Origin of the sequence: Labrys sp. 22185, from assembly GCF_052045555.1 — a bacterium.
Classification (GTDB): Bacteria; Pseudomonadota; Alphaproteobacteria; order Rhizobiales; family Labraceae; genus Labrys; species Labrys neptuniae.
The window spans coordinates 131,220-148,547 of sequence record NZ_JBQEPH010000002.1 but is presented as its reverse complement, the minus strand read 5'-3'; the positions used below and the strand labels follow the sequence as shown (position 1 = coordinate 148,547).

The 17,328-nt window shown below is 62.2% G+C and carries 16 protein-coding genes; 5 read left to right on the top strand and 11 right to left on the bottom strand.

Translation table 11 applies throughout. The features are described from left to right. Positions 1 to 111 precede the first annotated feature (111 nt). The gene (locus ACTJKX_RS05200; RefSeq protein ID WP_394308867.1) at positions 112 to 912 is read left to right on the top strand and encodes an extracellular solute-binding protein; all 801 of its coding nucleotides are present in this window, start codon (positions 112 to 114) and stop codon (positions 910 to 912) included. On the opposite strand, the gene ACTJKX_RS05195 is transcribed toward ACTJKX_RS05200, so the two are convergent. Further along, entirely contained in the window at positions 832 to 1,926 is a 1,095-nt protein-coding gene (locus ACTJKX_RS05195; protein WP_440724584.1) for a hypothetical protein, read from the bottom strand. The two genes, ACTJKX_RS05200 and ACTJKX_RS05195, sit on opposite strands and share 81 nt — an antisense overlap. A 647-nt stretch (positions 1,927 to 2,573) precedes the next feature. Here ACTJKX_RS05195 and ACTJKX_RS05190 point away from each other — a divergent pair. The 3 genes from ACTJKX_RS05190 (at position 2,574) to ACTJKX_RS05180 (ending at position 5,047) form a co-directional block, all read left to right on the top strand. Next, positions 2,574 to 2,729 (top strand): DUF1127 domain-containing protein, encoded by a 156-nt coding sequence (locus ACTJKX_RS05190; RefSeq protein ID WP_082979542.1) that lies wholly within the window; start codon positions 2,574 to 2,576, stop codon positions 2,727 to 2,729. A gap of 274 nt (positions 2,730 to 3,003) precedes the next feature. Next, positions 3,004 to 4,416: a methylenetetrahydrofolate--tRNA-(uracil(54)-C(5))-methyltransferase (FADH(2)-oxidizing) TrmFO gene (gene trmFO, locus ACTJKX_RS05185; RefSeq protein ID WP_440724583.1), complete on the top strand. Its 1,413-nt coding sequence runs from the start codon at positions 3,004 to 3,006 to the stop codon at positions 4,414 to 4,416. Between the two features lie 172 nt (positions 4,417 to 4,588). After that, on the top strand, positions 4,589 to 5,047 hold the full coding sequence (locus ACTJKX_RS05180; protein ID WP_440724582.1) for a tetratricopeptide repeat protein: 459 nt from the start codon (positions 4,589 to 4,591) through the stop codon (positions 5,045 to 5,047). A 22-nt stretch (positions 5,048 to 5,069) separates the two neighbouring features. Here the strand turns inward: ACTJKX_RS05180 and ACTJKX_RS05175 are convergent, their stop codons facing one another. The 5 genes from ACTJKX_RS05175 to yajC form a co-directional block, all read right to left on the bottom strand. After that, positions 5,070 to 5,957 carry a phytoene/squalene synthase family protein gene (locus tag ACTJKX_RS05175; protein ID WP_440724581.1) on the bottom strand — a complete coding sequence of 296 codons (888 nt, stop codon included), beginning with the start codon at positions 5,955 to 5,957 and terminating at the stop codon, positions 5,070 to 5,072. Continuing rightward, entirely contained in the window at positions 5,954 to 6,334 is a 381-nt protein-coding gene (locus ACTJKX_RS05170) for an Mth938-like domain-containing protein (protein ID WP_311935989.1), read from the bottom strand. The genes ACTJKX_RS05175 and ACTJKX_RS05170 overlap by 4 nt, the downstream gene beginning before the upstream one ends. Before the next feature lie 6 nt (positions 6,335 to 6,340). Next, positions 6,341 to 7,282, bottom strand: coding sequence for a protein translocase subunit SecF (secF, locus tag ACTJKX_RS05165; RefSeq protein ID WP_311935986.1), 942 nt, complete (start codon positions 7,280 to 7,282; stop codon positions 6,341 to 6,343). 21 nt (positions 7,283 to 7,303) lie between these two features. After that, positions 7,304 to 8,902 carry a protein translocase subunit SecD gene (gene secD / locus ACTJKX_RS05160; RefSeq protein WP_440724580.1) on the bottom strand — a complete coding sequence of 533 codons (1,599 nt, stop codon included), beginning with the start codon at positions 8,900 to 8,902 and terminating at the stop codon, positions 7,304 to 7,306. Positions 8,903 to 9,034: 132 nt separating this feature from the next. After that, positions 9,035 to 9,385 carry a preprotein translocase subunit YajC gene (gene yajC, locus ACTJKX_RS05155; protein ID WP_311935980.1) on the bottom strand — a complete coding sequence of 117 codons (351 nt, stop codon included), beginning with the start codon at positions 9,383 to 9,385 and terminating at the stop codon, positions 9,035 to 9,037. A 411-nt stretch (positions 9,386 to 9,796) separates the two neighbouring features. Here yajC and ACTJKX_RS05150 point away from each other — a divergent pair, with 411 nt between their 5' ends. Continuing rightward, positions 9,797 to 10,663: an ATP-binding protein gene (locus tag ACTJKX_RS05150; protein ID WP_311935977.1), complete on the top strand. Its 867-nt coding sequence runs from the start codon at positions 9,797 to 9,799 to the stop codon at positions 10,661 to 10,663. Between the two features lie 92 nt (positions 10,664 to 10,755). Here ACTJKX_RS05150 and ACTJKX_RS05145 read toward each other — a convergent pair whose 3' ends face one another. From ACTJKX_RS05145 to serS, 5 genes are all read right to left on the bottom strand, one after another. Beyond that, a complete protein-coding gene (locus ACTJKX_RS05145; protein WP_440724579.1) occupies positions 10,756 to 12,555 on the bottom strand; it encodes a peptidoglycan DD-metalloendopeptidase family protein in 1,800 nt (599 codons plus the stop codon). A 316-nt stretch (positions 12,556 to 12,871) separates the two neighbouring features. Beyond that, entirely contained in the window at positions 12,872 to 14,092 is a 1,221-nt protein-coding gene (locus ACTJKX_RS05140) for a cytochrome P450 (protein WP_440724578.1), read from the bottom strand. Positions 14,093 to 14,381: 289 nt separating this feature from the next. Continuing rightward, complete coding sequence (locus tag ACTJKX_RS05135; RefSeq protein WP_367622785.1) at positions 14,382 to 15,068, bottom strand: protein-L-isoaspartate(D-aspartate) O-methyltransferase; 687 nt, start codon at positions 15,066 to 15,068, stop codon at positions 14,382 to 14,384. Next, entirely contained in the window at positions 15,065 to 15,835 is a 771-nt protein-coding gene (gene surE, locus ACTJKX_RS05130) for a 5'/3'-nucleotidase SurE (RefSeq protein ID WP_367622786.1), read from the bottom strand. The genes ACTJKX_RS05135 and surE overlap by 4 nt, the downstream gene beginning before the upstream one ends. Before the next feature lie 180 nt (positions 15,836 to 16,015). After that, entirely contained in the window at positions 16,016 to 17,299 is a 1,284-nt protein-coding gene (gene serS, locus ACTJKX_RS05125; protein WP_367622787.1) for a serine--tRNA ligase, read from the bottom strand. Positions 17,300 to 17,328: the final 29 nt, after the last annotated feature.

The following is a 17,328-nucleotide window of genomic DNA, read 5'->3' as shown; positions in this document are numbered from 1 at the left end:
TTTCCAGGCGCGGCCCGATCTCCCATTGCCAAACGAGTGTTTCGCCGGTTAACGCTATAGCCATTCATATATAGCGAGTCGGCGCGACCGCTCCGTTTCCGGGAGAAGCAAATGTTCAGGATCCTGCTCGCCGCTAGTCTGGTCCTCGGCAGTGCCGCTGCCCGGGCCGACGAGGTGGTGCTCTATGGCGCCGGCAGCCTGCGTGCGGTGCTGACCGACATCGCCCAGGATTTCAGCAAGAAGAGCGGCATCAAGGTGCATACGGACTTCGGTCCTTCGGGCCTGATGCGGGAAAAGATCGAGCAGGGCGACAAGGTCGACATCCTGGCCTCGGCGGACATGGCCAGCCCCCTCAAATTGCAGAAGGATGGTCGGGCGAGCGCCGTCGTCATGTTCACCCGCAACCGGCTTTGCGCTTTCGCCCTGCCGGAAGCCAAGCTCGCCGGCTCCAACTTTGCCGAGCGCCTGCTCGATCCTGCCGTGAAGCTCGGCACTTCCACGCCCAAGGCCGATCCCGGCGGTGACTACACCTGGGCCATGTTCCAGTTGATCGACAAGCGAAACCCGGGAGCCTTCGCCAAGCTGGATGCCAAAGCCCAGAAGATCGTTGGTGGCTCGACCGCTCCTGTTCCCGCCGGGCAGGATCCGATTGCCGACGGCTTCAAAAGCGGCCAGATCAACGTGATGATGGGCTATTGCAGCGGCGCGGCGCAGCGCAAGGCGGCTACGCCGAACCTGGAAGTGATCCAGGTGCCCGAAGCCTATGAGACCGGCCCCGAATACGGCTTGGCCCTGGCGCATGCCGACAATGCCGCTGCCGTGGCGCTGATGCTAGCGATCCTCTCGCCGGAAGGTCAGGCCACTTTCGGCAGATATGGTTTCGCGCCGGTCGGCCTGCCGTCTCAACCCTGAACGAAGCGAAGGAACCGGCAGTGCTCCCGGCATTGGCATGTGCCGCCCTGTCATTTCCATCGGCCTTCGGGTGGCGCGTACACCGGCGCCAGCCGATCTCCCGGCAATGCCAGCGGGAAATTTTGTAGGGATATTGCCGGCGGCTCCCAGCCACAAATGGCGCCAATGAACCAGAATAGCGCGCAGGCGCCCTGCCACCGGTCTGCGCAGCGGCGCTGCCGCAAGCAGGATCAGGGCCCATAGCAGCAGGCTTGTTCGGCCCTTCGTCTCACGTCCTGACCGGCCAACGGCCGAGAATGGCGTGGCCCGCAGCCAGGGCAGGCGAAATAGCCCAAGAATGGCGTGGATATCGTCCTCATAGAGGCGCCCGTCGGCAAAACCGTTGGCACTCTTATTGCCGCCGACCGGCTCGGTATGCCGGACCGGGAATTCGTCGATCACGGCAAAGTCGCGGGAGCCCTCGGCGACGAGATTGCACCAGATCAGGTCAATGCCGCTTTCATAACCCAGGGCATATAGCGGCGCGATCCGCTCGAGAACGTCATGCCGGAAGACCGGGCACATCATCTCCACGAAATTGAGATATCGCAGGACATACCGCCCCTGCCGAAGCAGGCAGGCATAGGTGAAATAGCTATCCCATGTCAGCGCCGGTTGAGCGATCTTGAGATCATACTGGTCGCAACGAGAAAAAATTCCATTTATAGAAGTCGGGGACGCATAAATGTCCTCGTCGAGAAAGAATATATACTTATATCGACCAATAAACTCCGCGTGCTCGCGCAAGAACCCGTCATATCCCGCGACTTTTTTGCCAGATCGGTATTCGAAATAAACGCCATCTCCGCGAACAACGGGCAAGCCCGCATCGTAACTGCTGAGGAAAACGTCATAAAGTCTATCCACACCAGCGGCCAGCCACTTTGCGTGAAGACTCTTCGGCCCGATCCGTGCAACCAGCAGATATTTTCGGGCTCGTATCCCCGAGCCATCTCCTGAACCGTTCGTCGTCATTGCTCCAGTCTCCCGCTAACCTTCCAAGGGTTTGGCGCGCTTCGGCGTCACGTACGTTCAGGACCCAATAAAAACAAGAAAATCACTCCAATTTAAAAATATTATGTATCGATCTTCTAATTTATTGAAATTTTATATTGAAAAACAATCTCGGAAATTCGTAATCCAATACGATGCAGGCTATTTCTTATTCTTATTTTTCGAGCCCCCTATAGCACGCCTGCTCCTTGGGAAGCCAAGTCCAACTTTGGTGTATGGCGGTACTACTGGTGGGGTAACGCCGATTAAGCCTCGGCCGGCATTCTTGGGCGCGAAATTAGTTCTGACCCCTGCTGAGTGCACCGAGCGGTATGATCGGCTGCGTCAGGTGGTACTCGAACGGATACCGCCTCTTCGTCTCTGATATGCAGCCCTGAAGGGTTATAGGCGCCAAAACGCCACAAGATATGCACATCACGCATCACAATGAGGCAACTCTGGCCATTCTTGACAGTTTTCTAACAATGACGGCATTGCGGTATGCACAAATTGCATGATTGTTGTGCAGCGCAGCATCTACCTCATTCGAGGGAAAAACGGCATATAGGGAATGTGAGCGGCGTTGAGGAATTCGCTTCAACGCAAGCTCGCAGAAGAGGAACCTTATCATGTTGTTCGCAGCTTTGATCGAACGTGTCCGCATCTGGCGCCGTGAGCGCGAGACGCTGGCCGAGCTCAGGCGCTTGAACGGACGCGATCTGGCCGACATCGGTATCAACCCTGCCGACGTTCGCGCAATCGCGCGTCAGGCCGCCCGCGCCTAACCTTGCAGGTAATGACCAATGGGCTGCACGGCTCATTGGTACAGTTTCGACGATCCGCCCGCGCGTCCGCCTTTTGCAGTGGAAAGTCGTATCGCTTTTGCCAGTTGGTGGTATGCCGACAGGCGATCGGGCAGCGACAATGTCGAGCCTAAGCGAAAAGTCGTAGGCACCGCCTTGCAGGACCAGGGCCGAGTGCTACATAGCCGCCCTTTCAGGGCGGCTTTTTGTTGGGTCAACGCTTCAATAGCTGGCCCTGATGGTCTAAAAGCCGGGCATGACCATCGATACCATTCATATCATCGGCGGCGGCCTCGCCGGTTCCGAAGCCGCCTGGCAGATTGCCCGGGCAGGCGTTCCCGTCATCCTGCACGAAATGCGGCCAGTTCAGCCGACCGAGGTCCACAAGACCACGGACTTTGCCGAGCTTGTCTGCTCCAACTCCTTCCGCTCCGATGACGCCGAGACCAACGCGGTCGGCTTGCTCCACGAGGAAATGCGGCGGCTGGATTCGGTGATCATGGCCTGCGCCGACAGCCACAAGGTTCCGGCGGGCGGAGCCCTCGCGGTGGATCGGGACGGTTTCTCGGCTGCTGTGACGGAACGACTGACATCGCATCCGTTGATCGAGATCCGCCGCGAACATGTCGACGGCCTGCCGCCTGCGGATTGGGACAATGTCATCGTGGCCACAGGTCCCCTCACCTCCAAGCCTCTTGCCGATGCGATCGCGACCTTGACCGGTGAGACGTCGCTCGCCTTCTTCGATGCGATTGCGCCGATCGTGCATCGCGAATCCATCAACATGGACATCGCCTGGTATCAGTCGCGCTACGACAAGCCGGGCCCGAGTGGCACCGGTGCCGACTATATCAACTGCCCCCTCAGCAAGGAGGAGTATGAAGCCTTTCTCGACGCCGTTCTTGCCGGCGACAAGACAGGCTTCAAGGAATTCGAGGGTACGCCCTATTTCGATGGCTGCCTGCCCATCGAGATCATGGCCGAACGCGGTCGCGAAACCCTGCGCTTCGGGCCGCTGAAGCCGGTCGGCCTGACCAATCCGCGCAATCCCGAGGTCAAGCCACATGCCATCGTGCAGTTGCGGCAAGACAATGCACTCGGCACGCTCTACAATATGGTCGGCTTCCAGACGAAGCTGAAATATGCCGAGCAGGTTCGGGTCTTCCGCATGATTCCGGGGCTCGAGAATGCTGAATTTGCCCGTCTGGGCGGGCTGCATCGCAACACCTATCTGAACTCGCCGGTATTGCTGGACTCGACGCTGCGTTTGAAGACGCAGCCACGCCTGCGGTTTGCCGGCCAGATCACCGGATGCGAAGGCTACATCGAGAGCGCGAGCGTCGGCCTGATGACGGGCCGCTTCGCCGCCGCCGAACGCCTGGGCCAGCCGGTAACGGCACCGCCGCCCACCACGGCGCTCGGCGCCCTGCTCAACCACATCACCGGTGGTCACCTCGTCAGCGAAGAGGCGGGACCGCGCTCCTTCCAGCCGATGAACGTCAATTTCGGCTTGTTCCCTCCTTTGGAGATCTCTCCCAAGGGGGAAGGTGGAAAACGCCTGCGCGGCAGCGAAAAGACCCTTGCCAAGAAGAGGGCGGTGAGCGCCAGGGCATTGGAAGCCCTGGAGAGCTGGAAGAACGCGATGGCCGGCGAACAACTCCCGGCCTAGCGGCCATTTGCTTCAGGCGATTCCCGTCCCGGGACAAGAAGCGGGATGGGCACGGGTTCGATAGCGATGTAGCCTGCTCTCGGTTCCCGCCCTGTCCGCATCATGGCGGGACTAAAGGTCCGATCGACGACGTTCGTAATCCCGCTTCGCCATCAGCAAACAGGATCCTGCAATGCTCCGCCTCCATGGCCTCGCATCCGTCCTGACCCTGCTCCTCGTTGCAGGCCCGGCCCTGGCTGCCGACACTTCGTCCGACACCCCCGCCGCCGCGACGCCCGATCTCGCCTCTATCCGAACCCAGATCAAGGCCGAGGACTACAAGGCCGCCATAGCGGCTCTCCAACCCTTGGCCGATAGCGGATCGAAAGACCCCGACGTCTACAATCTGCTCGGCTACAGCCTGCGCAAGAGCGGTGACCGCAAGACCGCCCAAACCTTCTACGAGAAGGCGCTCGCCATCGATCCCACTCACAAGGGGACTCTGGAATATCAGGGCGAACTCTTTATCGAGAATGGCGACCTTCCCAAGGCGCAGCAAAATCTCGCAGCCCTGGTCAAGCTCTGCCCCGGTGGCTGCGAGGAGCGTGAAGACCTGGAGAAGGCGCTGGCCCACGCTGCCAAACCGAAATAGTCCGAGGCAGCCCTATTCCGAGCTAACGCAGCCTGCGTGAAAAACGCCATAGATGCCACTGACTGCGCCATTGCGGCAGGCCGGCCTCATGGCGAAACCAGTCAAACCCCGGCCGTGTCATGCGCCTGAGCAAGGGGCCGACCAACGCAAGACCGACATAGGCGGGCGCAATCGCACTGGGGGCGGCAGACAGCAATTGCTCCGACGTGCCCAGATGTTGCAGCGCTACCCCGGCAAGCTCGGCAAACATGGCCCGCATCTCGCCGGTGTTGCGGCCGTTCAGCAGGTCCTCGCGAGCCGTTCCATGCTTCAGCACGAGATCGGCCGGCACGAAGATCTGCCCCCTGGCCGCATGCCGGGCGGCCTGCTTCATCAGACAGGCTATGCCATAGGCCACGCCGGCATGCCCGGCAAGATCGGCACTGCCGGGGTCACCGCCATCGGCAAGAATGAGGCTGGCCATACGGAAAAGGCTGGAATAGGTCTCGCCGCAATAGCCTTCCAGATCGGTGATGCTCTGCAGCAGATCGTCATAGAGGTCGTGCGTGTGGGCGTCGATCAGGGTTACGAGCGCCGAGGCTGGCAGATGGTAGCGATCGATCGCAGCCAGAAGTTCGGAGGCAACCGGGTGTCCGGATATCTGCCCCCTCGCCTGCCCCTCCAGCAGGTCCCGCCACCATTGCAGCCGGACCTCGCCCGGCAGAGGCTCCGACACCATGTCCCTCACGCGCTCGATTTCGCTGTTGAAGGCGTAAAGCGCATTGAGGGCGCGCCTGTGCTCGGCCGGCGCGAACAGATTGGCAAGCCAGCGATTGCGGTCATGTTCGCGCAGCAGGCTCGCGCAATAGGCTTCGTTGCTCATGCTGATATTGGAATTGGCCAGGGCATTGGCCAGGCGATCGGCGCTCATGGCACGGCGATCAGGGCGGCGGCGACGCGACGATCCTCGGCGAGCAGGACGTTCCAGGTGCGGGTCGCCGCGCCGGTCGGCATCGCATCGACGACGATCTTGAGATCGCGGAAACGCCAGCGCAGTGCCTCGGGGAAAAAAACGACGTCGGGGCCGGTGCCGACGAGCAGGATCTCGATGGCATCGGCTTCGGCGAAGACTGGTTCGAACGCCTTTGCCGACAACTCCGCTGCACTCGTCACCGGCCAGGCATGCATGCCGGAGGGCAGGCACAGAAGCGAACCGCGATGCGACATCTCCGCAAAGCGGAAGCCGCCGGTGCCATAGGCATCGATCGGCGCCACGCGCGGCAGGAAGCGGCGTTCGCCTCCGGTCATGACAGCTTACTCCGGCTTGTCGCCGCCTGCCGTCTCATGGCTGCCAGGACGCAGGCCCAGATAGATCAGGACGGGCGAGGCAATGAAGATCGAGGTGTAGGTACCGACCAGCACGACACCGAACAGCATGGTGGCGGTGAAGCTGTGAATGGCGTGCCCCCCGAACAGAAGCAGGGCCAGCAAGGCCAGTGCCACGGTGACGTGGGTGATCACAGAGCGCGACAACGTGGCGTTAATCGACTCGTCCAGGAGCTCATCCATCGGCTTCTTCTTGTATTTGCGCAGGAGCTCGCGAATACGGTCATAGATCACCACGGTATCGTTGAGCGAATAGCCGAGGATGGTCAGCAGCGCGGCGACGCTGGTGAGGTCGAAATCGATCTGCGTCACCGACATGAAGCCGATGGTCAGCACGATATCATGGACGTTGGCGATCATGGCACCGACGGCGAACTGCCAGTCGAAGCGGAACCACAAATAGATCAGAATACCCAGAATGGCGACGAAAATGCCGACGGTACCGACCGTCACCAGTTCCTGCGAAACGCTCGGACCGATGATCTGGATCTGGTCGTCCTTGCCGGAGATATAGTCGGGTGCCAGCGTCTGCTTGACCTTCTCGGCAACCGCATTCTGCTCGGCATCACCGCCCGGCTGGAGGGCGATGCGCATGAGCACCTGTCCCTTGTCGCCAAAACTCTGGATCTGGATCTCGCCCAGCCCAAGCGGCGCCAGCTTGTCGCGAATGGCCTGCACATCGGCCTGCCCCGATTGGGCCGTGACGCCAAGGGCGATGCCGCCCTTGAAATCGATGCCGTAGTTCAGGCCGTGGGTAAAGAAAAGCACCAGAGCCAGAATCGACAACACGGCCGAAATCGGAAAGCTGATACGCCGGAACCGGATGAAGCCGAAACTGGTATTGTCGGGAACAATGCGAAGATGGCGCACCGCGCTCACTCCATCAATCTATCAAATCGGGATGGAACGAGGCTTGACCCCGCGATACCACCAGGAAACCAACAGGCGCGTGACCGTGAAGGCGGTGAACACCGTCGTGATGATGCCGATCCCCAGCGTCACCGCGAAGCCCTTCACGGCGCCGGTGCCGACGAAATACAGCACGGCGGCGGCAATGAAGGTGGTGATGTTGGAATCCAGGATGGTCGCCAGCGCCCGGGCAAAGCCGGCATCGAGCGACATCAGCACGGTTCGTCCGGCCCGCACTTCCTCGCGTATGCGCTCATAGATCAGCACGTTGGAGTCGACGGCGATGCCGACCGTCAGCACGATGCCGGCAATACCCGGCAGGGTCAGCGTCGCGCCGAGCAGGGACAGGATGCCGAAGATCATGCCGACATTGAGCGCCACGGCGACGGAGGCGATGATGCCGAACAGGCCATAGCTGGCAATCATGAATCCGATGACCAGGATCGAGCCGACCAGGGCGGCCATCTCACCGGCGCGAATGGCGGCCTGGCCGAGGCCCGGGCCGACCGTCTGTTCCTGAATCACCGTCATGGGCGCGGGCAAGGCACCCGAGCGCAGCAGCAGCGCCAGATCCTGCGCCTGCTGTGTGGTGAAATTACCCGAGATCTGGCCCGAGCCGCCGGTGATCGGCTCACGAATGACCGGCGCCGACAGGACCTTGCCGTCGAGCACGATGGCGAAGGGTTTGTTGACATTCTCGGTGGTGACGCGACCGAACTGGCGCGCGCCATTGGTGTTGAAGCGGAAGGAAACCACCGGCTCACGCGTGTTCTGGTCGAAGCTCGCCTGGGCGTCGGTCAGTTCGTCGCCGGCAACCATCACCTGGTCTTCGATCAGATAGTTCTGGCCGCCATCCGACGATGGCAGGACCGTGGAACCGACGGGCGGGCGGGTCCGCATGGCCTGATCGACGGGCATGCTCAGATCGACCAGGCGGAATTCGAGCTTGGCCGTCTGGCCCAGCAGATTCTTGAAACGATCCGGATCATCCAGACCCGGCAGCTGCACCACGATGCGATCTTCGCCCTGGCGCTGGATGATCGGCTCGACCACGCCGGTCTGGTTGACGCGGTTGCCGACGATCTCCACCGAACGCTGGACGATGCGGGTCATGCGGTCGCGCAGGCCTTCATCGGTCAATGCCACGCTGACCTGCCCCGGCGTCGAGGAGGCGATGGTCGCGGTGCGGTTGCCGGTGCCGAAGAGATTGCCGTCGGCCGGATTGCCCAGCACCTGCAGCAGCTGGACGGCCTTTTCGGTGTCGGCCGGATTGGGCAGCGTCACCAGGATGCCGCGCCCCTGCAGAGCGGCCTGGCTGCGGATCTTGTTGTCGTTCAGGATCTGGCGCGCCTGCGAACGCAGGCTGGCGACCTGTTCCTTGATCACCGCATTCTTGTCGATCTCGAGCAGGAAGTAGGAACCACCCTGGAGATCGAGGCCGAGCGTCAATGTCTTGTGCGGCAGCCAGGACGGCATGGCCTTGACCCAGCTGGCTGGCATCAGATTGGGCGCGGCCAGCCATAGGCCGATCAGCAAGGTAAGAAGGACCGAAGCCGTCTTGGCGGGAGAAAAGTGCAGCATAGCGGAGCAATTCCGAGCCTTGACAGGCTATTCTCAGGACAGTCGGGAGATAAAGAACCGCGCCGACCCTATCCTGAGTCTCTTATCGTGTCTTGTGATCGAAGCCAAAGAGGGGAATTACCCCAAAAGGCCTCAGGCCGCCTCGGACTTCTTCACCGGCTCGGTCTTGGAGCGGACGCTGGCCACCATCTCGCGGATGACTTTCACGCGAACGCCTTCGGCAATCTCGGCCTCGATCTCGGATTCGCCTTCGACCGCCTTGGTGACTTTGCCGATCATGCCACCCGACATCACGATGGTGTCGCCACGACGGATCCCCTTGAGCAGAGCGGCCTGTTCCTTCGCCTTGCGCTGCTGCGGACGGATCAGCAGGAAGTAGAAGATCACGAACATTGCGATCGGCAGCAGCAGCGTACCGCCGAGACTGGAGAACAGGTCGCCGCCGCCCTGGGCTGCCTGGGCAAAGGCTGGTGTCGTGAACATGGGATCGCCTCTCAAGAGAAGCGGCCGGGACAGCCCGGCCGCGAATTCGCGCGGAATATAGTGAACCAGCCACCGAAAGCAAACAGAACGCCACTTTCGCCCAGCACATGACGAAAAATTCATGGCCAACGGTGTGGGAAACTGTCCATTCCGGCATCACCGATTTGACCAGGCGCCGCTGGGTGGCGGCCAGGAAATCGCATCCCCTATCCTCAATCGCATCCCCGTCCTAAAAGTGGCAGCGAACAGGCACCGGCCTTGCCACGGCATCGTTCTGCCGAGATCCGCCCGGGGTTTCGCACAAGGCATTGCCGCGCACTTGGAGGCAGGCGCGGCATGCCGCCGCTTTTCAGCGCCTCGCCGGCGCGTTAGAGACGAAGGGCTTACTCACGTTCATCTCATCTGGTTGCCATGACTGACTTTTCATCCCGAGAATTGCCGCACTTGCTCGCCCGTATCGCCGACGCCCTGGAGCGGTTGGCGCCCCCCGCCGCCATCAAGGCCGACTTCGACGCTGCCGAGGCTTTCATCTGGCAGGCCGGTGAGAAATATCTGCAGCCCGTGCCCAAGGTGAACAGGGTCGCCATGCCTTTGCTCAAGGGCATCGACCTGGTGCGCGATCTCCTGGTCGACAACACCGAGCGCTTCGCACGCGGCTTGCCTGCCAACAACGCCCTGCTCTGGGGCGCCCGCGGCATGGGCAAGTCGTCGCTGGTGAAGGCCTCCCATGCCGATATCAACGCCAAGGTCGGTGGCATCCTGAAGCTGATCGAGATTCACCGCGAGGACATCGACAGCCTGCCCGAATTGATGAATCTCACCCGCAAAGCCCCCTATCGCTTCATCGTGTTCTGCGACGATCTTTCTTTCGACAGCGACGACACCTCCTACAAGTCGCTCAAGGCAGCGCTGGAAGGGGGCGTCGAGGGACGCCCGGACAATCTCATCTTCTACGCGACCTCGAACCGGCGTCACCTGATGCCCCGCGACATGATCGACAATGAGCGATCGACCGCAATCAATCCCGGCGAGGCCGTGGAAGAAAAAGTGTCGCTCTCCGATCGTTTCGGCCTGTGGCTCGGCTTCCACCGCTGCAGCCAGGACGATTACCTCGACATGGTCTATGGCTATGCCGATCATTTCGGCCTCGACCTCGATCGTGACACCATGCGGGCCGAGGCGCTGGAGTGGGCGACGACCCGCGGCGCCCGCTCGGGCCGCACGGCCTGGCAATATGTGCAGGATCTCGCCGGCCGCCTGGGCAAGGCGTTGAGCTGACCTGTTCCGTCGGCTCAATGAAAAGTGGCCCGGACATCGCTGCCGGGCCACTCGAGCTGCTTCGGGGTCTCGCGGAGAAGCAGATTTCGGTATCAGGTGCCTGAGAGATAGCGGGTCGGATCGACCGGCGCGGCACCCTTGCGTACTTCGAACAGCACCTGCGGCGAGGTCACGTTGCCCGTCTGGCCTGCGGTCGCGATGGTCTGGCCGCGCCGGACGGTTTCGCCTTTCTTGACGTCGAGATCCTTGGCATGGCCGTAAGCCGTGACATAGCCATTGGCGTGGCGGATCAGGATCAGGTTGCCATAGCCCTTCAATTCGTTGCCGGCATAGGCGACGACACCATCCTCGGCGGCCTTCACCTCGGTGCCTTCCGGCACCGAGATATTGATGCCGTCGCTGTTGCGCCCGAAGTTCTGGATGATGCGCCCCTTCACCGGCCAGCGGAACTCAGGGTTACCCGAGGCAGCGGCATTGGCATCCTTCGGCAGTTCCGCGGCGGGAGCAGCCTGCTGGGGCAGGCTCGCGGAGGGCGAGATCGTCCCGGTTGCAACCGGCGCAGGCTGGCTGACTTCGGCAGGCTTGACCGGCTTGGCAGCCGCCACCTGCGCAGGCTTGCTGGCCGGCACCTTCTGCTTGGCAGCAGCCAGCTTCTCAGCCTTGAGCTTGTTCGCCTTGGTCGGATCGATCGGCTTGGCGGCCGCGACCTGGGCGGGCTTGGCCTTGGCGTTGACCGGAGCGACCTTCGCCGTCTGAACTGGCTTGACCGTCACCGGCTTGACGGTGGCAGTCTTGACGGCCTGCCCATGCGGGGCTGCAACCTGCATCGCCTCGGCGGCAATCGACTTCTGCGTCTTGGCGGTCTTCACCGGCACCGGAGCTGCGGCACGCGCCGCCTGCACCGGCTTGGGAGCAGCCACAGGCCTCGGTTGAACGGCGGCAGCGACCGGCACGTCACGCGGCGGGCGGTTGTCGACAGCCTCGGCAGCCGGTGCCGGCACCGCCGCCGCGGCATGGGCCGTACCGCGCACGACCAGCTTCTGGCCGATCTTGACGCTCATCCATTCATCGATGCCGTTCTCTTTGGCAAGGCGGGGCCGCGTCGTGCCATAGGCCTTGGCGATCGAGGTCAACGTCTCGCCTGGCTTGACGACGTGAATGCCGGAAGCAGCAGCGACGGGAGCCGGCCTCGGCTTCGAACCGGCGGCCGGCGTGGTCGCAACAGGGCGAACCTTGACCTCGCCGACGCTGCCGCGTGACGTCTCGGGCACGTCGCCCGGATAAGGCTGGTCGGCGGTAGCAGCAACTGTTGTCACTGCGCCATTGCCATTCTGGGCCGCATTGTAGACAGGGATGATGACCTGCTGTCCGGGCGTCAGCGAACGGGAGGTCAGCCCGTTGACCTTCATGATCGCGTCGGAAGGCACACCGTAGCGGTTGGAGAGCGTGTTGATGGTCTCTCCCGCAGCGGCCGTAACCGGCGTTCCGCCCGTGGCAGTCCACCCCCCCGCCTTGAAGCCGCCGATCTGCGGTGCAGGCGTGGAGATCGCGCCGGTTACGATCGGCTGTTCGCCACGCGCCAGACGATATTGCGTGGACGGCGTGCTGCGCTGAGCCACGGCACCGACCGGAGGCAACGGCTGCGAGGCGACCACGCCCGCCGCCGGCACGGTGTTGACGGCATAGCCGGAGTTGTCGTAGCGCGGCCTCGCCTTGGAAGGCTGCGGCTGGGCATAGGCCAACTGGTTGTCACTCGAGGTGAACGGATTGGAGAAGGGGTTCTGGGCGAACCTCGATGTGTCGCTGCAGCTTGCTGCGAGGCCAGCCACCAAGGCGATCACGGCGACGCGCGACAAGTGGCGCGAACGGATCAATTCGATCGGAAAACGCATAGGACGCTCACACCCACGCTTGAGAAGAAGATGGGGTGATTAAGCCTCTATTGGGGTAAACAACGCCTTAAGAGCTGGACTCAATTTGGACAAAATCCGGGAACGGCGCCGATTGCAGGCGAGCGGACACCTCGGAGCCTGTTCCGCCCACGCCATTGAGATTGCAGTGCTTTTCAAGCAACCGCATCATATTGCTACGGGTTCTCCGACAGGCGATCACGATCAGGGGACAGGGTTGGCCTTGCCCCATGCGTTAAAGAGTTGCCGCGCCGGCGCCCACAGGGAATCAGCTTCACCGGCGCGACTCACAAATGGCTCAACGCGACCATTCCAGGCGCAGGTCCTCGGCACTGCGAATGCCGCCATGACCTTCGACTTTCAGCTTGCCGACGAGCCTGGCTTGAGGAATACGGCTGACGAGCGCTGCCAACCCTTCTTCCAGCTCCGCCTTTGCCAGGGCTTCACCCAGACAGCGATGGGCGCCGCCGCCGAAGACATAGTGCCAGCGTGTATGATCCGTCCGCCTGATGTCGAATCGATCCGGCTCGGCGAACACATCGGGATCGCGCAAGGCCGACATGGTGGAGAGCATCAGCAGCGATCCCGGCGCCAATGTGTGACCACCGATCTCGATCTCCTCCAGCACCAGCCGCGGCAGCGACGCGACCGAGGGTTCGAATCGCAGGGCCTCGGAAACCGCTCCGGGAATGAGGCTGGGATCGTCGCACACGGCTTGCCACTGGTCGCGATGCTCGAGCAGAAGGGCAATCTGGATCGCCATCGAGGCCCGCGTGGTATCGCTGCCGCCCAGCACCACGATGATGATCTGCATGATCGCCTCGAGCGGCGTCATCTCCGGATTCTCGTCGATGGCGGCGATATAGTCGGACAGAAAATCGCCGCGCGGGTTCTGGCGGCGTTCCGCGACCAGTTCATACATGTAGTCCGTCATCTGCCGGCAGGCATCCTCGAGCTCGGGAATGTCCTTTTCCGTCCAGGACGTGCCCAGGCTGCGCGCGATGACATAGATCCAATCCGCGAATTTCGGAATGTCGGCCTCCGGCATCCCCAGAATGGCGGCAACGGTATGGGCCGGAATGATCGCCGAATAGTCCTCGAACAGGTCCATCCCACCAGCCTCGTAATGCTGGTCGATCAGTTTTTCTGCCATCGCCCGCACCTTGGGGCGGACCTCGGCAACCATCTTGAAGGCGAAGGTTCGCGCCATCGGGCCGCGCCGCCGCCTATGGGCAGCCCCATTCGAAAGCAGCATGCATTTGTCGTAGAAGTCGAACAGAGGTCCGGATGTGACACCCCTCAATTGCAGGAGTTCGGTTTCGATCTGGCGGGTGCGCTCGTCGGTGGTGAGGCTGACGACGTCCTTGGCGCGCAGGACGAAGAGCGGCCCGTCGTCCCGTCGGATGAAGGGGGTTTCCGGTCGAAATTTGCGGAACAGGGCGTGCGTGTCCTGATCCAGTTCGGCAATGCTGAATGTTGGAATATCTGAATTGAATTGTTGTGCTGTCTGTTCGGTCATCTCAAATCCCCCAACCGAGTTGCGGTTCTGACTGAGCGACCAGGGGCGATCTTGAAATCAGACCTGGGCTGCCAGTCCCGCACCGTCGGAAACCGCCGCATACTGCACGGGATGGAGGTATCCCGCCATCCCTCCGCGACCTGAATTTGTCTGCATCCGCGCGTCGGGGCTTCGCCCCTGCCCTGCAGTCGAGCAATTGAAAGTCCGGCTCAACGGGAAAGACGCAATTGTACCGTGATACCAGCGATGACTGCGCCGAACTCGCTTCCGCTTCAAACTCGACGGCGGCTTAAAGCCGGTCGGCAACGCCCAGAATCATCGATGCGGCGCGGATGTCCATCAGCGGCGTATGATGGAAACCGTCGGCGTCGCGCACGATCATGGTCAATTGCTGCTCTTCGCCCGGCGGGCCGATCGGCGCGATCATCCGTCCCCCCAGGGCCAGTTGATCCAGCAGATCCTCGGGCACCTCGCTCATTGCGGCCGTCGTGACGATACGATCGAAGGGTGCCTGCTGGCGCCAACCGGAACTGCCGTCTGCCACCATCATCGTGACATTGAGGATGGTGACGGCCCGCAGCCTTTCCTCAGCCTCGGTGACCAAGGTGCGCCAGCGGTCGAGTGTGAGGACTCGCTTGGCGAGGCGTCCTAGCACCGCGGTCAGATAGCCGGAACCCGTACCGATCTCCAGCACGCGATGCAGCGGCTCGACATCCAGGCGCTCGGCAATGGTGGCCGCAAGCACGGGCGGCGTGATGGTCTGGCCACACTGGATGGGAAGGCTGAGGTCGCGCCAGGCGAACTCGGCGAATTCCGGCAGCACGAAGACGGGGCGCGGCAAAGTGGAAACGGCATTCAGCACCTTCTGATCCGTCAGCCCGTGGCGGCGCAGGCGCAGGATGAAAGCCATCATCTCCTGCGCATGTTCGTCATCGGGATTCACAAAGGGCTCGTAATCCGTCATGTTGTCCGTCATCGCACCGTTTCAAAGCTATCCGAAAGCCGTTGCAGGGCTGGCACGTCGGTCAGGTTGAGATGGAGGGGGGTCACGGAAATCTGTTTGTTGAAAAGGGCGGCCAGATCGGTGCCCTCGAGCCGGGGCGGCGTTTCCCGCCGCGGAGCCAGCCAGTAGTAGGGACCGCCACGAAAATCCTGCCGCTCGACTACGTCGACGAGGGCCGCATCGCGCTGCCCCTGCGTGGTGACCGCAATCCCGGCGACCTCCTCGGGCTCGCAATCGGGAAAATTGACGTTGAACAAGGTTCCCTTGGCGAAACCGTGGGCCAGCAGCTTGCGGATCACACCGGGTGCATGCTGTTCGGCGCAATGCCAACGCATGCCGTCCCTGCCCCCGATGCCATAAGCCTGGCTGAGAGCGATGGATGGAATCCCCAGGACGGTCCCCTCCATCGCGGCCGCCACCGTACCGGAATAGGTAACGTCCTCAGCGATGTTCTGGCCGCGATTGACGCCGGACAGCACCACGTCGGGCTGCCTGCCCTTGAGCAGGTGCTGAACGCCCATCAGCACGCAATCGGTCGGCGTCCCGCTGACGGCGTAGCGCTTTTCATCGATCTGCCGCAGGCGCAGCGGCGTGCTGAGCGAGAGGGAGTGGGAAACGCCGGACTGATCCGTCTCCGGTGCGACCACGATCACGTCGTCGCTAAGGCTGCGGGCGATCTTCTCCAGCGAAACCAGGCCTGGCGCATGGATGCCGTCATCGTTGGTAATCAAAACTCGCATCCGCCGTCCGTCCCTGTTCGCTGAGTCCATAGCTAGTGTGCCACAGGAAAAGGAGCTCCGGCGAGAGTTTGTCGTACGCAATCCCCTACCGTTGCAGAAATCCCTGCAGAAACAAATGATTGCCTCACCCTTCCTGATTCTGGAATCAAGGACGGTGCGGCAAGATGCGCGGGAGCGGGATTACTGTCTTTCGATCCGGCGCAGGCCGCCCATATAGGGAACCAGAACGTCCGGAACGGTGATGGAGCCATCCTCGTTCTGATAATTCTCCATCACGGCCACAAGTGCGCGGCCGACCGCCACGCCCGAACCGTTCAGCGTATGCACGAAACGCGGGCTGCCGCCGGATTTCGGACGGGTCCGGGCGTTCATGCGGCGTGCCTGGAAGTCACCGCAGACCGAGCAGGAGGAGATTTCCCGGAACAGCCCCTGCCCCGGCAGCCAGACTTCGATGTCATAGGTCTTCTGGGAGGCGAAACCCATATCGCCGGTGCACAGGGTCATCACCCGGTAATGCAGGTCGAGGCCCTTCAACACGGCCTCGGCACAGGCGAGCATGCGCTCATGCTCGTCCCGGCTCTGTTCGGGCGTGGTGACCGAGACGAGTTCGACCTTCTGGAACTGATGCTGACGGATCATGCCGCGCGTATCGCGCCCCGCCGCGCCCGCCTCGGCCCGGAAGCAGTGGGTCAGCGCGGTATAGCGCAGCGGCAGCTCCTCCTCGGCGGTGATGGCGTCGCGCACCAGGTTGGTCAGCGAAACCTCGGCCGTCGGAATCAACCAGAAATCGCCCGGCTGAACACGGAACTGATCCTCGGCGAATTTCGGCAACTGGGCCGTACCGATCATGGCATCGTCGCGCACCAGCAAGGGCGCCGCGACCTCGGTGTAACCATGCTCGCCGGTATGCTTGTCGATGAAATACTGGCCGAGCGCGCGCTCGAGCCGGGCCAGGCCCCTCTGCAGCACCACGAAGCGGGAGCCGGAGAGCTTGGCGGCAATCTCGAAATCCATCAGGCCGAGAGCTTCGCCCAGCTCGAAATGCTCCTTGGGGGCGAATGTATACGCCCGCGCCACGCCATGGCGATGGTGTTCGACATTGCCGTGTTCGTCAGCACCGGTAGGAACCTCGTCGAGCGGCAGGTTCGGAATCGAGATGAGCTGATCGTAAAGGGCCTTGTCGGCGAGGCGGAGCGCCTCCTCGTCAGCCGGCATCGAAGCCTTGAGCGCATTGACTTCGGCCATCAGGGCCTGCGCCTTGGCCTCATCCTTGGCCTGCTTGGCCGCACCGATCTCCTTGGAGGCGGCGTTGCGACGTTCCTGGGAGGCCTGCAGCCGGGCAACGAGCGCACGGCGGCTCTCATCGAGCTCGAGTATGGTGGCGGACAGCGGCTCGAGCCCTCTGCGAACCCGGCCTTGGTCGAAGAGACCCGAGTTCTCGCGGATCCACTTCACATCATACATGAGATCAACTCCAGAACGGTCGTCGGGAC

Coding starts and splice junctions, on each gene's coding strand:
- ACTJKX_RS05200 (WP_394308867.1), top strand. CDS start 112: ATGTTCAGGATCCTGCTCGCCGCTAGTCTGGTCCTCGGCAGTGCCGCT.
- ACTJKX_RS05195 (WP_440724584.1), bottom strand. CDS start 1,926: ATGACGACGAACGGTTCAGGAGATGGCTCGGGGATACGAGCCCGAAAA.
- ACTJKX_RS05190 (WP_082979542.1), top strand. CDS start 2,574: ATGTTGTTCGCAGCTTTGATCGAACGTGTCCGCATCTGGCGCCGTGAG.
- trmFO (WP_440724583.1), top strand. CDS start 3,004: ATGACCATCGATACCATTCATATCATCGGCGGCGGCCTCGCCGGTTCC.
- ACTJKX_RS05180 (WP_440724582.1), top strand. CDS start 4,589: ATGCTCCGCCTCCATGGCCTCGCATCCGTCCTGACCCTGCTCCTCGTT.
- ACTJKX_RS05175 (WP_440724581.1), bottom strand. CDS start 5,957: ATGAGCGCCGATCGCCTGGCCAATGCCCTGGCCAATTCCAATATCAGC.
- ACTJKX_RS05170 (WP_311935989.1), bottom strand. CDS start 6,334: ATGACCGGAGGCGAACGCCGCTTCCTGCCGCGCGTGGCGCCGATCGAT.
- secD (WP_440724580.1), bottom strand. CDS start 8,902: ATGCTGCACTTTTCTCCCGCCAAGACGGCTTCGGTCCTTCTTACCTTG.
- yajC (WP_311935980.1), bottom strand. CDS start 9,385: ATGTTCACGACACCAGCCTTTGCCCAGGCAGCCCAGGGCGGCGGCGAC.
- ACTJKX_RS05150 (WP_311935977.1), top strand. CDS start 9,797: ATGACTGACTTTTCATCCCGAGAATTGCCGCACTTGCTCGCCCGTATC.
- ACTJKX_RS05145 (WP_440724579.1), bottom strand. CDS start 12,555: ATGCGTTTTCCGATCGAATTGATCCGTTCGCGCCACTTGTCGCGCGTC.
- ACTJKX_RS05140 (WP_440724578.1), bottom strand. CDS start 14,092: ATGACCGAACAGACAGCACAACAATTCAATTCAGATATTCCAACATTC.
- ACTJKX_RS05135 (WP_367622785.1), bottom strand. CDS start 15,068: ATGACGGACAACATGACGGATTACGAGCCCTTTGTGAATCCCGATGAC.
- surE (WP_367622786.1), bottom strand. CDS start 15,835: ATGCGAGTTTTGATTACCAACGATGACGGCATCCATGCGCCAGGCCTG.
- serS (WP_367622787.1), bottom strand. CDS start 17,299: ATGTATGATGTGAAGTGGATCCGCGAGAACTCGGGTCTCTTCGACCAA.